This window comes from Candidatus Nanobsidianus stetteri (genome assembly GCF_003086415.1).
GTDB classification, from domain to species: domain Archaea; phylum Nanobdellota; class Nanobdellia; order Nanobdellales; family Nanobdellaceae; genus Nanobdella; species Nanobdella stetteri_A.
The window spans coordinates 25,084-40,620 of record NZ_QEFP02000007.1 but is presented as its reverse complement, the minus strand read 5'-3'; the positions used below and the strand labels follow the sequence as shown (position 1 = coordinate 40,620).

Genomic DNA, 15,537 nt, shown 5'->3' with positions numbered 1-15,537 from the left:
ATAATTCTTAATATCATTTTCCAAATTTTCCAATCCATTATATTCTATTGGCATTTTTTCTTTTACATAATTTTTATATTCAACATTAAATAAATCCTGGAACTTTGTTTTCAATTCCTCATAAATCAATATATAATTATCTATTATCTTCTTTTCATTCTCTTTATCAATAATTTGTTTTAGATTTTTCATTTCAGATATAAATTTCTCAGCCTTTTCAAATACATTCATTAAATCTTCATATTTATATTCATTTACTTTACCATGCTCAAAATCTTTTCTCATTTTCCATACTTCAGATAACATATTTACATATTCCATACTCAATATTCCTTTATCTACAAACAATTGTTTTAACATCTCTGGAGTTTCTTTTGGATCTCCAGGCAATAAACCAGAATCCATTATTACTGCTTGAGCAGAAGTAACCATTGCAACTGCCAAATCTTCAATTATTAAATTATTTATTATATTTTTCAATTTATTTCTAGCTTCTTTTAATGCATTTTCTGCAGCAGTCATATATTTATTAGCAGCCTCTTGTGATGGTTTTATAATTCCTTTTAATAATAATTGTTTCCATGCAATAAACATTCCTCTATCATATAATGGTATTCCATCCCTTAAGAATGTAATTATTACTGGATTTGATTCTGACATTGCTAGCCAAAATTCTGTTAAAGTATAAACTTGTGGATGTAAGTCTTTCTTAGAGTTAACTAATATTTTAGCCTCCATAGCTTTATTTAATATTAAATCCATTAATTTTATTTTTAATTCTTCAAATGTATGTTGTTTAACATCTGTATCATCAATTACAACATATATATCTACATCGGAAGATTCAACACTTCTTCCCTTTACTTGAGAACCTGCTAAAACATATGCAACAACATATTTCTGCAATATATCAATTATTAATTTTTTATGAACACTTGTTAATCTAAATATTTCAAATATTCCCTTATCATATATTACATTTCCAATTGCTAATAAATCTAATAACTCAAATCTTGAATCCATAGCAATATTCCTTATATCTTCAATCAATAAAACATGTAACCATATATCTAATTTTTCATTTTTTATTTTTTGTAAATATTTTTCTAAAAAAGATGCCTTCAATTTTATTTTTTCTTCTGAACTTAAATCAAAATCTGATAAAATTATTATCCAATGCTTATAAACTTCTATCTCTCTTTTATATTTTTCAAATAAATCATCTCTTACCATTATTGAGCTATAATAAATTAATTCTTTCAATAAATTCATTATATTCTCATTCTTTTCCTTAAATTCCATTATTCCAAGTACCCTATCTTTATATTCACTATTCAATATATCATCCTTAAGATCTGCCATAAAATAATCTTTAAATTATTTATTTATATTCTTTTTTCAAACCACTGATTTAATAATTTATAATCTATATCTTTTTTTATTTCTTCCCTTTCTTCATTTTTTTCAGAATTTAAATATTGTTGACTCATTTTTATTAATTCTGTAGTTATATATTTCTTTAATTCTTCTAAAAAAGAAGGATCTTCCTTAAATCTATTAAAATATATTTTAATATTATCATCTTTAAATCTAGGTATAACTTGAATAACAGTATGCTTATATTTTTGTCCAGTTTCTCCAGAAGATAATAAAATATTTAATCCATCAAATTTCAATTTATTTTTTAATATTATTGATATATATTTTGAAATTGTAAACATTTTTTGATTTATTTCATCATTTAAACTTGTATAATCTTCTATATGTAATTTTGGAAATACTAAAAAAGATCCCTTTGAAGGAGGTAAAATATCTAATACACATATTATATCATTATCTTCATATAAAATATAAGATGGTATCATTTTATTTGCAATTTTACAATATACACAATCATCCATAGAAAATTATTAAATCTTGATAGTTATTAATCTTTTATGACAAATTACTTAATAATTATTGTATCAACACTTATACCATTACTTATATATGCTTTTCTAATATATTTATCTGAAAACCTTATATTAAAATATATTGGAAAATATTCAAAATATTATTCTTCATGGCCAGAACATTATTTATTAATATATACAGCAGGAATTGCCTCTGCTTTACAATCTTTTTTACCAGGTTTAGCAGTAGCATTAAATGGAGACCCAAAATTGGGATATTATTTTCAATTATATAATGTAGTATTAGATTATACAATTACTTTAGGTACATTTATATTGGCATTTAATTTTGAAAAAGGAATACTTGATAGCAATGTACTTTCATTAATTATGATTTCAATAATAGCACAAGTTATTGTATTAATATTTAAACAAATAAATTTCTTTTCTGGATCTATTTTATACCTTATATTTATTATAATTTCCATATTTTTATTTTATAAATATAGGAAAAAAAGCGAAAAGATTGCATATATACCAAAAAGTTCATTTTATGAATATTTTAAGGCAATGGTTTTTTCTTTAGAAATTGCTCTAGCAATATCAATAATATATATTGGTGGAAATATATTAAATAATATTTCAAATACTTTACAAGGATTAAATCTTTCTATACCATTAATTGGCTATGCAATATCATTAATTTTATTTACATTACCAGATATATTATATGGTCATTTTTCCTGGTTTAAAGATAAGGATCTTAATATTAGTATGGCATCAATATCGGGGGAAGAAATATCTGCTTTCACAATATTTACCGGAATTCTTGGAATGATATCTCCAATAAAATTCTCTAATCAAGATGTTATACCAATTATTTCATCATTTTTAGTTTTATTAATTTCTGTTATAATTTTGTATATATCTTCATATAAAAAAAGAATACCAAAATGGGTTGGAGTTTTATTAATTTCTTTAGGTATTATAATTGGATTTATAGATGGGATAGCCAATCTATCATAATTTAAAAATATTATTATCATTTATTATTTTGAATGAGGAGAAGTTCAAGGAGATGGAAGAAATACTTAAGATCTAGATGGAAATGGCAGAGAAGAAGAATTAGAGAAGAAAAAAGACTAAGAAAATTAGCTAGAATGAGAGCTTTATAAATATTAAGATTTTTAAAATATTATAGTAATATTGTCTTAATATAGCCATGTACATCATATACCATATGATGTACATGGCACATATGTAGAGTATATCTGAAAGGGGATAATTGCAGCGGAATCTGCGGCCGTACTTTTCGGGCTAGGCCCGCGGCGGAAATCCGCCGAATTCCCGTTGATCCTGCGGGGGGCCATCGCTATCTCCCTCCGACTAACCCATGGGAGGTTGGGGATACCGGGTAAGGTATCCCACCGCACGGCTGAGTAACACGTCGATAACTCTATCTCGGGAGGGGAATATCCTCGGGAAACTGAGGGTAATTCCCCATAGGAAATGGGGTGTGGAACTCCCCCATTTCCGAAAAGGACTGGGATAATCCCTCCCAGTTCCGCCCGAGAGGAGGTCGGCGGCCTATCAGGTAGTTGGCGGGGTAATGGCCCGCCAAGCCTAAGACGGGTAGGGGCCGTGAGAGCGGGAGCCCCCAGATCGGCACTGAGACAAGGGCCGAGGTCCTACGGGATGCACCAGGGGCGAAACCTCCGCAATGGGTGAAAGCCTGACGGGGGGAGGGAGAGTGCCTGGGGATTTTCCCCAGGCTTTTTGGGAGTGTAAAAAGCTCCCAGAATAAGCAGTGGGCCAGAGGGGTGGCAGTCGCCACGGGAATACCCCCGCTGCGAGCGATGGCCTCGGTTATTGGGCCTAAAGGGGCCGTAGCCGGGCTAGTGTGACCCCTGTGAAATCCACGGCAATAATTCCGTGGGCGTGCAGGGGTTACTACTAGCCTAGGGGACGGAAGAAGCCAAGGGTATTCCCGGGGGAGTAGCGAAATGCAGCAATCCCGGGAAGACCACCCGAGGCGAAGGCGCTTGGCTATTCCGATCCCGACGGTGATGGCCGAAAGCTGGGGGATCAAAAGGGATTAGAGACCCCTGTAGTCCCAGCTGTCAACGCTGTGGGCTACCTGCTGGGTGGACCTAGAGTCCACTCAGTGGGGTAGGGAAGCCGTTAAGCCCACCGCCTGGGGAGTACGGCCGCAAGGCTGAAACTTAAAGGAATAGGCGGGGGGGCACACAAGGGGTGGGGTGTGCGGTTTAATGGGACCCAACACCGGAAACCTTACCGGGAGCGACAGCAGGATGATGGTCAGGCTGAAGACCTTACCGGACACGCTGAGAGGAGGTGCATGGCTGCCGTCAGCTCGTGCCGTGAGGTATCCTGTTAAGTCAGGAAACGAGCGCGACCCGCACCCGTAGTTACGACGGAGAGGGTTTCCTCTCCGGTACACTACGGGGACTGCCGGGGAAACCCGGAGGAAGGCGCGGGCGACGGCAAGTCCGCATGCCCCTAATCTCCCGGGCTACACGCGCGCAACAATGGGCGGGACAATGGGAGCCGACCCCGAAAGGGGAAGGAAATCCCAAAAACCCGCTCTCAGTCCAGATTGAGGGCTGTAACTCGCCCTCATGACGGTGGAATCCCTAGTAATCGGGGGTCACTATTCCCCCGGTGAATACGTCCCTGCCCCTTGCACTCACCGCCCGTCAAGCCAACCGAGTCGTTTCCTGGTGAGGCCCGTTAAAGCGGGTCGAACCGGGAAACGGCGAGGGGGGCTAAGTCGTCACAAGGTAGCCGTAGGGGAACCTGCGGCTGGATCTAGTTAATTCCGCTGCAATCCCCAAATAAAATTTTCTTATATTATAAAATAATGTTCGAAATAAAGTATAGAGATGGAGCTGGAAGAATAGGAATTATTAGATATAAAAATAAAAAATTGGAAACACCTTTACTTTTACCAGTTATAAATCCATATAAAAATATTTTACCAATAGAAACAATAAAAAAATATAGAATTAATGCAATAATTACAAATGCATATATATTATATAGAAAAAAATTTGATGGAGATATACATAAATTCCTAAATTTTGATGGAATTATTGAAACTGATTCTGGATCATATCAAATGTTGCATTATAAAAAAGATTTAGAAATAAATAATAGAGAAATTATTGAATATCAAATAAGGATAAATTCAGATATATTAAATGTTTTAGATATACCAACGGATATTGATAAATCAAAAGAAGAAGCTGAAAAAGAATTAAATATTACAATTGAAAGAATAAAAGAAGGGATAAAATTAAAGGGAGATAGATTAATTAATGGAGCAATACAGGGTGGAATTTACATTGATCTAAGAAAAAAAGCCGCTGAATATGTAAAAGATTTAGATGTAGATATATTTGCAATTGGTACAATTGTTCCATATATGATAAAATACAATTTTTATAAATTATTAGAATTGGCAATTGAACCAAAAATTTTATTACCATTTAATAAACCTATACATTTATTTGGAATGGGTCATACATTAATAATTCCGCTATCAATATATTTAGGTTTTGATATATTTGATTCTGCCTCATATGTATTATTTGCTAAAGATAAGAGAATATTAACACCATATGGTACATTTAGATATGATGAAATAAAGGACTTTTACATTGAAACAAAAAATAATATATATCATATAGAAGAAATAAAAGATTATAGTAATGAAGAATTAATAAAAATATTGGCAGAACATAATTTATACAATTTAATTAAAGAAATTGAAATTGCAAAAGATGCTATAAAAAATGAATATTTAACAGATTTAATATTAATTAAAGCACATACACATTATTCATTATATAAAGCAACAAGATTAATTTTAAATAAATACTATAATTATTTAAAATCATTAGAACCAATAAGAAAAAGATCTGGAATATTTTATGGAGGGGAATTGAATGAAATTAGGATAGATGTTAAAAGAGCATTAGAAAGGATAAATGAAAGGGTTGATAAAAAAGATATTGAAGATATATTCGATTATGTATATCCATTTAATTCATTTAAAAATGTAAAATGAATATATATGAAAGATTAACAAAAAGAGAAATTAGAATTTCAAAAAAATTCAAAAAAAATTCTAATATAGATATAATTGCAATAGAATCGAATACAAAAGATTTTGTTTTGGATATAATAAATAAAATAGATAAAAAATTCAATATGGGATTTAAAATTAATTTAAATATATATAAAAAAGTTGAAGAAATTGAAATAAAGGAAAACTCAATATTAATATTACCAATAGAAGGTGTATTCTTATCTTTTTTATTATATAATTATAAAAAAGAGGAAAAATATAAATATTTAATCCAAAAGAAGAATAATTATTTTTATAATATTGCATATAATATTTCAGAATATTATATATCAAAATATTTAAATAAAGAACCTTATATATTTACAGATTATAAAGATATGTTAAATTTTATATATGAAATAGTTTCTATGAAGGAAAAATATGTTTTTGGCATAAAAAATATTTTAGATTATCTCTCAAAATATTATTTATAAAAATTATACATTAAATATAAATAATGCCAGAATTCATGATTAGGGGATATACATTGGATCAATTAAAAAGTATGAGTATTGAAGAATTTGCTCAAAAAGTTGCAGATAGTAGGACAAGAAGAACATTATTAAGGAGATTAAAAATTGGATTTCCACCAGAATGGGAAAATTTCTATAGAAAATGTTATTTACAATTACAGGGAAAATATAAGAAGACAATAAAAACACATGCAAGAGAGATTATTATACTACCTTCAATTGTTGGTGCAAAGGTTGGAGTATATAATGGAAAAGAATTCGTAGAATTTGAAATAAAACCAGAAATGATTGGGAGAAGATTGGGAGAATTTGTTCATACAACAAAGAAAGTTCAACATTCAGCACCGGGTATTGGGGCTTCTAAATCTTCTAAGTTTATGAAGGCAAAGAAATAATTTTATATATTTATATTTATTAAAAACATACCTTTTGGAACAATTGGAATTATAATATTAAATAATATTATAACCATAAATAGAAATATTGCAACATATTTTGCACCAGCTTTATAAGAATCGTCATACATCTTTCCCATTGATAATCCGGCAAAAACTGCCTGAATTATTGACATATAATACATTAAATTATTAATAAAATTAAAGTTAACATTAGAAACCTGTCCAGGTAATGAAATTTGTAAGAATGGTAATAAAAATATTTGGAATGTAAATACTATACCTAAGAAAAATGCAAATACAATATAAGAATGGATTATATTTTCATGTATTGCTGCCTTTTTATCTTCTTTTATTTTTCTAATCTCCATTATACTATTTACAATTGCTTCCAATCCTTGTTCAAGATTTCCTCCTTCTTTATATATATCTATTAAAGATTGTATAGTTCTCTTAATCATCCTACTATTACTTTCCTCTGCAAATTGTGTAAATGAATCTTCAATACTAACACCCCAATCAATTCTTGAAGATAGATTTTTTACTAGTTCATTAATTCTTCCATAATCATTTTTTTCCAATTGTTTTAATGCAATTGGTAATGATAATCCTGATTTCAATAATCCAATCAAATCAATTGAAAATCTAATAAATTGTTCCTCCTTTTCTTTTTCTATATTATTAACAATTGTTTGATATATTAAATATGGAAATATGCCGACTATTATCCCAGTTACAATTGAATTTAAAATACCAAAATTAAATATAAAATAAAATAAAAATATAAGAACTATAATAATTATTATATCAATTATTTCTTCCTTCATTCTTTTGTTAATTTATCAAATAATATTATAAAGCCTATATTAATTGCGGGTAACCCTACATATGTAATTATTTCCAATATTCCCTGAATATTTATATTATATGTTTGTTGTAATATTGATAATAACATTACTCCGACTGATATTATTATCATTGGAATTGTTAATACCATTCCAACATATAGATCCGAAAATGTTTTCATTACCTGATTAACTTTCTTTAAAAATGAATTATATCTAATCATTTCTTGCTGAGAGTATAATATTAAAAATTCAGATATCTTTCTTCCAGATGTAATTGTTAATATTAATTCTTCTAAAAAATCTTTTAGATCTTTTGATAATGTATCATCAGCAACAGATCTTAGAGATTCTACTAATCCCTCTCCCAAATTTATTCTATCATATATTTTTTTAAATTCTTTTGATAAATATCCATATTCCTCAGTTTCACCTATTATTTTTATTATATATTTTATTTCTATCCCAGCATCTGCTAATGATGCCATATGTATTATGGCAAATGGTAAATTTCTATTTATATCTTCCACTATACTCTGTTTTTTATAATTGAAATATAGAACAAGTACTCCTAATACAGATAAAAATGCTATTAAACCATAAATTAAATAGAAAATATTTAGAAGGTATAATGAGATAAATATTGAGATAAGAATAATAATTGATGAAAATAAAAATATAATAGATAATAATTCATCAGGTTCTATATTATAATATGCTTCTTTTAATGAGTATTTTAAATAGAAATATAATTTTGGGCTACTATTTAAAATTCTTCTAGATATTCCTCCAAATATTTTATATGAAAATCTTATTAATATATTTTTAATCTCTTGATAATAATTTATCTTACGTTCCTCAGTTAATTTTAATTTAACTTTTATTTTCTTCTTTTTTTCTTCCTTCTTTCTAAATAATATGTTTGATGCTTCAATAAATTTCTTACCAATCTTTATTTCCTCTTTCTTAAATATTTCTGGATAGATTTTACTAATATAATTTACTGTATCATTTATTTTCATTTCATAATATTGTATATTTTTATTTTCTTCTTCACTTTTTCCTTCTATATTCTTTAAAAATTCTATTATTTTTTGACTATTATTTATTAAATTAATTAAATCGTATAGTATTAAGTATTTAGATTTTTCTAAATATTTTATTTTCTTTTCAATTATTGTTAACCTTCTTTTATATTCTTTTTCATCAAAATATCCATCCAAATATAATTTATGAAAATATTTCTTCATTTCTTCCTTCCTCTTTATTTCCTTTAAAATATTTTTTAATTTATTAATATATCTTTCTATTTCTTCTATATCCCTCTCCAGGTTTATTAGAACATTTTTATTAATCATTATGAATAGTTTATATATTCTGGAGTATATTAATCTTTTATCATGATAAACATTAAATTTATTAATGATATAAAAATAAATGTACCTAAAAATAAGTTTGAAACAAATATAACCTACCCAATAGTAGAACCCTTTTCTTATGCACATATATATTTTGATAGAAGTACATATGATCTTGTTTATGAAATAATAGAGCCAAAATTAACTGAAAATGAAGAAAAAATATATAAAAATATAATTTTTTATATTGAAAAATTATTATATATTAAATTATCTGAAATTGGAAATTTAAATGATGCTATAAATTATTTACAAAGATTATATGATTTTGTATTAAATGATTTAGGAATACAATTGGGACAATCTTCTTATGAAAAAATATTTTATTATATTTTTAGAGATCTTTATGGATATAATAAGGTAGATTCTTTATTAAGAGATCCATTGATTGAAGATATTGAATGTTCTGGTCCAGGTTATCCAATATTTATTGTTCATAGATATTTTGGAAATTTAAAGACAAATATAATTTTAAATGATAAAGAAATTAGAGATTTAATTGAAAAATTTGCTTTAAGGGCTGGAAAACATATATCATATGCAGAACCAATTTTGGATGCAACATTACCAGATGGATCAAGAATAAATGCAACATACTCTCAAGAAATTACTACACATGGTCCAACATTTACAATAAGAAAGTTTAGGGAAATTCCATGGACTCCAATAGAATTAATAAGATTGGGAAGTGCAACTCCCGAAATATTTGCATATTTGTGGTTGGCAGTAGAATTTAGAAAAAATATAATTATAATTGGAGGTACAGCTTCTGGAAAAACAACAATGCTAAATGCAATATCTATGTTTATACCACCAAGCGCTAGAATTGTTTCAATTGAAGATACAAGAGAAATAAAGTTATATCATCCAAACTGGATTCCTTCTGTAGTAAAATATTCTTCCGATAAAAATAGAGAAATTGATATGTTTGAATTATTAAGAATGTCTTTTAGACAAAGACCAGATTATGTAATTGTTGGAGAAGTAAGGGGAGAAGAAGCATATGTAATGTTCCAGGGAATGGCCTCTGGTCATTCTTCTTTATCAACAATGCATGCTGAAAGTACAAAAGCATTAATAAGTAGGTTAACAACACCACCAATAAATTTATCCCCATCATTAATTGAATTATTAAATGTTGTAGTAATAATGCAACATGATAACTTTCTTGGAACAAATTTGAGGAGAATTAAAGAAATTAATGAAATTATAAAATATAATAGGTTTAATATTGCATATAAATGGAATCCTTTTAAAAGAGAATATTTGGAAAATCCAAAAAAATATTTGTTTAGATTAATTGAAAATGATTATGGAATAAGATACAAAGAATTATATGAAGAATACATTAGAAGAGTAAAATTATTAGAGAGATTATCTGAATTAAATATTTCAGATTTTCAAACATTCAGTAAAATTATACAAATGTATTATTATAATAAAGAAAATATTTTGAGATATTATAATATTGAATAAAATTTTGGGGTCGAGGGAATATATAGTCTCACGGGAACTTCAAGCGGTCGGCTGAACTCCTTTTCGGAGCTTACACCGCCGCTCTGAGTCGGATCTTTTATCCGACCCCTTAACGGCTGCCTATTTTTGAGGAGGGCTTCGCCCTTAGATGCTTTCAGGGCTTATCCCCTAGGGCGTAGCTACCGGGCATGCCCTTCTCGGACAGCCCGTAGACCAGAGGCCCCGGCCCGCCGTTCCTTTCGTACTAGGCGGACCTTCCCCTCAGGCAGCCAGCACTTCCGACAGTTATAACCGAACTGCCTCGCGGCGTTCTGAACCCATCTCACGATCCCCTTTAATGGGTGGACACCCCCACCCTTGGCGGCTTCTGCACCACCAGGATGGGGAGAGACGACATCGATGTCGCAAACCGCGGGGTCAATGGGGGCTCTCGCCCGCGACGGCGCTGTTACCCCCGGAGTAGCTTTTCCGCCAGCCCGTACCCCCACTAGTGAGAGTACGGGGTTCGCTAGGCCCGGGTTTCCCCCCTGTGCCCCTTGATGGTCAGGGCACAGTCAGGCCAGCTTTTGGCCTTGTCCTCTACGGCGGATTCCTGACCCGCCTGAGCTGACCTTATGGACCCTGCCGATATCTTTTCGGCAAGGTGCCGCCCCAGCCAAACCGCCCACCTGCCGCTGTCCCCTTTCGGGTTAGCCCTGAAGAACCTGGAGGCGGGTGTTTCATCGTCGCATCCTTCCTACCTAGCGGCAGGAATTCATTGCTCCCCGCTACCCTACACACCAGGTTCTTCAGAGCAACAACAGGCTGCGGTTAAGCTTCACGGGGTCTTTTTTACCCATCGGAAGTCCCTGGCCTTCTCACCAGGATAGCTTTTCAGGGGGCGCCGGCCCGGGACAGTGGCGGGCTAGTTACGTCGTTCGCAGAGCCAGCATTTAACTGGCAAGGCATTACGCTACCTTAAGAGGGTCAGAGTTACCCCCGCCGTTTACCGGTCCTTACCCCCCTTGAACGGGGGATTCAGATACCGGTGCTGAGCAGACGTCACCCCCAGTACAAACCCTTTCGGGCTTGCTGGGAGCTATGTTTTTGGTAAACAGTCCGCCCGCCCTTGTCACTGCGACCTGCGGTCTGCACCGCAGGCATCCCTTCTCCCGAAGTTACGGGACCAATTTGCCAAGTTCCCTGGACCGGCTTGACCCCCACGGCCTTAGGCTGCTCACCCAGGGGACCTATGCTGGATTTCGGTACGATCGCTCCGAATCGCATCCTTTCCCTTTTCATTGCCGGAAGGCCTCGGCATAACCCTTTCGGGCCCATCAGGGTTTAGACCGGTTCTCGCCATGACGGCACTCCCCGGTCCTATCCCCCTTAGCACGGTAAGTGAGTTTTACCCCACCCCCGTGTATGCCTAGCCTTCCGGGTCGGGAAAGGATGTTGCGTTACCGCATCTATCGGAGCGGTAGGGGAATATTAACCCCTTTCCCTTTCTCCAGACTCCACTCGGAGCCTGGATTAGGATCGACTAACCCCAGGCTGATCTTCATTGCCTGGGAAACCTTTCCCCCTTCGGCCAACGGGATTCTCACCCGTCTGATTCTTACTACCGCGGGGATCTTCATTCCCGACGGCTCCAGGCTCCCTTTCAGGAACCCTTCTAGGCCATCGGGACGCCCGCCTACCTCACGCTGGCAGTACCAGCGGACCGAGGTCTCGGCGGCTGGCTTAGACCCGTCCGTTTTCGGAGCCTATCCCCTCGTCGGGTGAGTTGTTACACACTCCTTAGATGATAGCCACTATTAGGCCCACATCCCCGATGTCTTAGGGGACAGACTCCTTCAAAATCGTTCAGCCAGCACTTTGGGGCCTTAACCTCGGTCTCGGTTGTTCCCGTCTCGGAATTGCGGCTTTCCCGCAATCCCCGTTTCCCGGGTTACGGACCCTATGGCTTCGGAGTTGGACTCCGTACGGAAACCCGTACAGAATCCGTCTCTCTACACCATAGGGATCCTAACCCGAGACCTGGCTGGGGTCAGTTTCGGCGGGGACCGGCTATGACCGGGCCCGAGTGGCTTTTCACCTCTACCCCGAGGTCATGAGAGAGATACGCCCCACCTCTTCGGGCCTCCACGGGAAACCCCGCTTCGCCCTGCCCCGGGGTAGATCGCCCGGTTTCCGGTCATACCCGAGTGACTAAACCGCCCTTATGGGACGGCGCCCCTCACCTGGAAACCAGGTTGCGGGCTTTCGGTTTCCCTATGGCTTCGGTATAAACCTTAACCTCGCCACTCGGGTATACTCCCCCGCAAGTTCTTCAAAACTCACGGTAGAACTAGCTAGCACCCTATCTGGTACTCATCTGTCACCAGATTTTCCCAGATAAGGTGCTTAACTAGCCCTACCAGACAATCCCCGCCCGGTTTCAGGCTCTTTTCACCCCCTACCAAGGGTTCTTTTCACCTTTCGGTCGCCCTACTAATACGCTATCGGACTCGGAGAGTATTTAGCCTTGGGGGCTAGTTTCCCCCAAATTCCCGACGGAAATCCAACCGCCGGTACTCCGGAAACGGGAAATCCCGTTATTATATCCCCATACGGGGCTGTCACCCTCTACGGCCCCGGACTTCCACCGGAGTTCTGAGAATATAATAACGGGAAGCTCCCGTTCCTTTACCCCACATCTCCTCTAAATTACTTTAGAGGATTCGGTTTAGGCTCCTTCCCTTTCGGTCGCCCCTACTCAGGAAATCACAAATTGTTTTTTATTCCTGCGGGTACTAAGATGTTTCCCTTCCCCGCGTTCCCCTCCCTTACGGGATGCCTTTCGGCAGGATATCCCATTCGGGGATCTGGAGATCAACGGTTGCATGCACCTCCCTCCAGCTTTTCGCAGCTTACCGCGCCCTTCTTCGGCTTCCGAGCCCAGGCATCCACCGGGCGGGTTCTTGAGACTATATATTCCCTCTCATCCCCCTCATCTTTATCATCAGGCTCGCTTCTCTACCTTAGGTAGAGAAGGTCATATACATAATATTAAATAATATAATGTTTAAAAATGTATCACTAGATTTCTTCTACTATGAGAGAAAGTAATTTAGATAAGAATTCCAATTTCTCTGAATGGTATAACAATATAGTAAGAGTTTCCGAGATTATTGATGATAGATATCCTATAAAAGGAATGCCTATTTATTACCCAAATGGATATTTCGCAATTAGAAAAATATTGAACATTTTAGAAGGTGAATTAGAAAAAAATGGGTTTGAACCATATTGGTTTCCAATATTAATTCCATATGAAATATTTAAAAGGGAAAGTGAACATATAAAAGGATTCGAATCTGAAGTATTTTATGTTACTCCATCAAAACCAATAGAAGAAGAAAAAGATATAAGATATATATTAAGACCAACATCTGAAACTGAAATGTATTATATGTTTTCTTTATGGATAAGATCTTATAGAGACTTACCTTTGTTAACTTATATGACAAATACAGTATATAGATATGAAACAAAAGCAACAAAACCATTAATCAGGGGAAGAGAGATTTTATGGAATGAGGCTCATACCGTACATAAAGATTTAGATGATGCTGAAAGGATGATAAAAAAATCTATTGAAATTTATTCTAAAGTTTTTTGGGACCATTTATCATTACCACATATATGGGTAAGGAGACCTGATTGGGATAAATTTGCCGGAGCAGATTATACATTTGCTGCAGATACTATATTACCAGATGGAAGATTTTTACAAATTGGAACTACACATTTATTAGGAAGGAATTTTTCTAAAGCATTTAATATTATTTTTGAAGATGATCATCCATTTATAAAAATAGATAAAAATAAATTTGAGGCATTTAATGAAGATAATTATAGATATGAAATAGAAATTGTTGAAAATAAAATAAAAATAAGATTATATAATAATAATAGAGAATTAATTAAATCATATGAAGAAAATATAGAATTTAATGGAGAAATATCTGAAGATAATAAAGATTTAATAAACAAAATAAATAATATAATTAAAAATAAATTTAATGAAAATAAATTAATTAATAAAAAATTTGCATGGCAAACATCTTTTGGAATATCTATGAGAACATTAAGTGCAGTAATTTCAATACATGGGGATAATAAAGGTTTAATATTACCTTTTGAAATATCTAAAGTTCAAATAATAATTATACCAATATATTATTCTGAAGATGAAAAAAACAAGATATTAGAATATTGTGAGAATGTATATAATTTATTAAAGGAAAAGTATAGAGTAAGAATTGATAAAGATGATACAAAAAGTCCTGGATGGAAATTTAACCAATATGAATTATTAGGAGTACCATTTAGAATATCTATTGGTAAAAGAGAATTAGAAAAAAATACAGTTACAATATCTGTAAGGCAATATAATAGTAAAGCAAAAGATTACGAAGTAAAATTGGAAAATTTATTAAATGAATTAGAGAGGTTAATTATTGAATATGATAAAGATCTAAAAGAAAGGTCAAGAAAATATTTTGAAAATAAAATATTAAAAGTAGATAATTTAAAAGATCTAGAAAATAATTTAAATAAAAATTTAGCATTTAAGGTTCCATTCTGTATGAGAGAAGAATGCGCAAAGAATATTAAAGAAAGATATTCATTAGATGTAAGGGGAACTGATATTATACCTGAAGATGCAAAAAATAAAAAATGTATATTTTGTAATGAAGATGCAAAATATTATGTATATATAGGAAAAAGTTATTAGTGTGGCCGTAAGCTGCTTTTAGTATATATTTTTCTAAGCGGACAGGCCTTGTACCGCCAGGACATACTTCTCAAGGTGCATATATCCTCTCCGAGTTTACCCAGAGTTACCTCCGGGTATTAACTC

10 protein-coding genes and 2 rRNA genes are annotated in these 15,537 nt (G+C 33.4%); 7 read left to right on the top strand and 5 right to left on the bottom strand.

Annotated elements, in window-relative coordinates; genetic code table 11:
• Both DDW03_RS01635 and DDW03_RS01630 read right to left on the bottom strand, forming a co-directional pair.
• On the bottom strand, positions 1-1,362 hold a 1,362-nt coding region (locus DDW03_RS01635), incomplete at its 3' end, for a nucleotidyltransferase domain-containing protein (RefSeq protein WP_228615324.1).
• Between the two features lie 23 nt (positions 1,363-1,385).
• A complete protein-coding gene (locus DDW03_RS01630) occupies positions 1,386-1,901 on the bottom strand; it encodes an HIT family protein (RefSeq protein ID WP_228615323.1) in 516 nt (171 codons plus the stop codon).
• A gap of 36 nt (positions 1,902-1,937) precedes the next feature.
• On the opposite strand from DDW03_RS01630, the gene DDW03_RS01625 reads away from it, so the two are divergent.
• The 5 genes from DDW03_RS01625 to rpsS all read left to right on the top strand — a co-directional run bounded on the left by DDW03_RS01625 (position 1,938) and on the right by rpsS (position 6,910).
• The gene (locus DDW03_RS01625) at positions 1,938-2,918 is read left to right on the top strand and encodes a hypothetical protein (protein WP_228615322.1); all 981 of its coding nucleotides are present in this window, start codon (positions 1,938-1,940) and stop codon (positions 2,916-2,918) included.
• Between the two features lie 317 nt (positions 2,919-3,235).
• Positions 3,236-4,729, top strand: a 16S ribosomal RNA gene (locus DDW03_RS01620).
• Positions 4,730-4,773: 44 nt separating this feature from the next.
• Positions 4,774-5,982 carry a tRNA guanosine(15) transglycosylase TgtA gene (gene tgtA / locus DDW03_RS01615; protein ID WP_228615321.1) on the top strand — a complete coding sequence of 403 codons (1,209 nt, stop codon included), beginning with the start codon at positions 4,774-4,776 and terminating at the stop codon, positions 5,980-5,982.
• Complete coding sequence (locus tag DDW03_RS01610; protein WP_228615320.1) at positions 5,979-6,476, top strand: hypothetical protein; 498 nt, start codon at positions 5,979-5,981, stop codon at positions 6,474-6,476. Before tgtA ends, DDW03_RS01610 begins: the two co-directional genes overlap by 4 nt.
• 23 nt (positions 6,477-6,499) lie before the next feature.
• On the top strand, positions 6,500-6,910 hold the full coding sequence (gene rpsS, locus DDW03_RS01605) for a 30S ribosomal protein S19 (RefSeq protein ID WP_228615319.1): 411 nt from the start codon (positions 6,500-6,502) through the stop codon (positions 6,908-6,910).
• A gap of 2 nt (positions 6,911-6,912) precedes the next feature.
• On the opposite strand, the gene DDW03_RS01600 is transcribed toward rpsS, so the two are convergent.
• Both DDW03_RS01600 and DDW03_RS01595 read right to left on the bottom strand, forming a co-directional pair.
• Positions 6,913-7,737, bottom strand: a complete 825-nt coding sequence (locus DDW03_RS01600; protein WP_228615318.1) for a type II secretion system F family protein — start codon at positions 7,735-7,737, stop codon at positions 6,913-6,915.
• Complete coding sequence (locus DDW03_RS01595) at positions 7,734-9,113, bottom strand: type II secretion system F family protein (protein ID WP_228615317.1); 1,380 nt, start codon at positions 9,111-9,113, stop codon at positions 7,734-7,736. Before DDW03_RS01595 ends, DDW03_RS01600 begins: the two co-directional genes overlap by 4 nt.
• 42 nt (positions 9,114-9,155) lie before the next feature.
• Here DDW03_RS01595 and DDW03_RS01590 point away from each other — a divergent pair, with 42 nt between their 5' ends.
• Positions 9,156-10,649 (top strand): type II/IV secretion system ATPase subunit, encoded by a 1,494-nt coding sequence (locus DDW03_RS01590; RefSeq protein ID WP_228615316.1) that lies wholly within the window; start codon positions 9,156-9,158, stop codon positions 10,647-10,649.
• 19 nt (positions 10,650-10,668) lie between these two features.
• Here DDW03_RS01590 and DDW03_RS01585 read toward each other — a convergent pair.
• A 23S ribosomal RNA gene (locus DDW03_RS01585) occupies positions 10,669-13,604 on the bottom strand.
• Between the two features lie 121 nt (positions 13,605-13,725).
• On the opposite strand from DDW03_RS01585, the gene DDW03_RS01580 reads away from it, so the two are divergent.
• Entirely contained in the window at positions 13,726-15,411 is a 1,686-nt protein-coding gene (locus DDW03_RS01580; RefSeq protein ID WP_228615315.1) for an aminoacyl--tRNA ligase-related protein, read from the top strand.
• Positions 15,412-15,537 lie beyond the last annotated feature (126 nt).

What these genes read in the sequence shown, in the direction of transcription:
- DDW03_RS01630 (WP_228615323.1), bottom strand. Translation starts at nt 1,901, where the DNA reads ATGGATGATTGTGTATATTGTAAAATTGCAAATAAAATGATACCATCT.
- DDW03_RS01625 (WP_228615322.1), top strand. Translation starts at nt 1,938, where the DNA reads ATGACAAATTACTTAATAATTATTGTATCAACACTTATACCATTACTT.
- tgtA (WP_228615321.1), top strand. Translation starts at nt 4,774, where the DNA reads ATGTTCGAAATAAAGTATAGAGATGGAGCTGGAAGAATAGGAATTATT.
- DDW03_RS01610 (WP_228615320.1), top strand. Translation starts at nt 5,979, where the DNA reads ATGAATATATATGAAAGATTAACAAAAAGAGAAATTAGAATTTCAAAA.
- rpsS (WP_228615319.1), top strand. Translation starts at nt 6,500, where the DNA reads ATGCCAGAATTCATGATTAGGGGATATACATTGGATCAATTAAAAAGT.
- DDW03_RS01600 (WP_228615318.1), bottom strand. Translation starts at nt 7,737, where the DNA reads ATGAAGGAAGAAATAATTGATATAATAATTATTATAGTTCTTATATTT.
- DDW03_RS01595 (WP_228615317.1), bottom strand. Translation starts at nt 9,113, where the DNA reads ATGATTAATAAAAATGTTCTAATAAACCTGGAGAGGGATATAGAAGAA.
- DDW03_RS01590 (WP_228615316.1), top strand. Translation starts at nt 9,156, where the DNA reads ATGATAAACATTAAATTTATTAATGATATAAAAATAAATGTACCTAAA.
- DDW03_RS01580 (WP_228615315.1), top strand. Translation starts at nt 13,726, where the DNA reads ATGAGAGAAAGTAATTTAGATAAGAATTCCAATTTCTCTGAATGGTAT.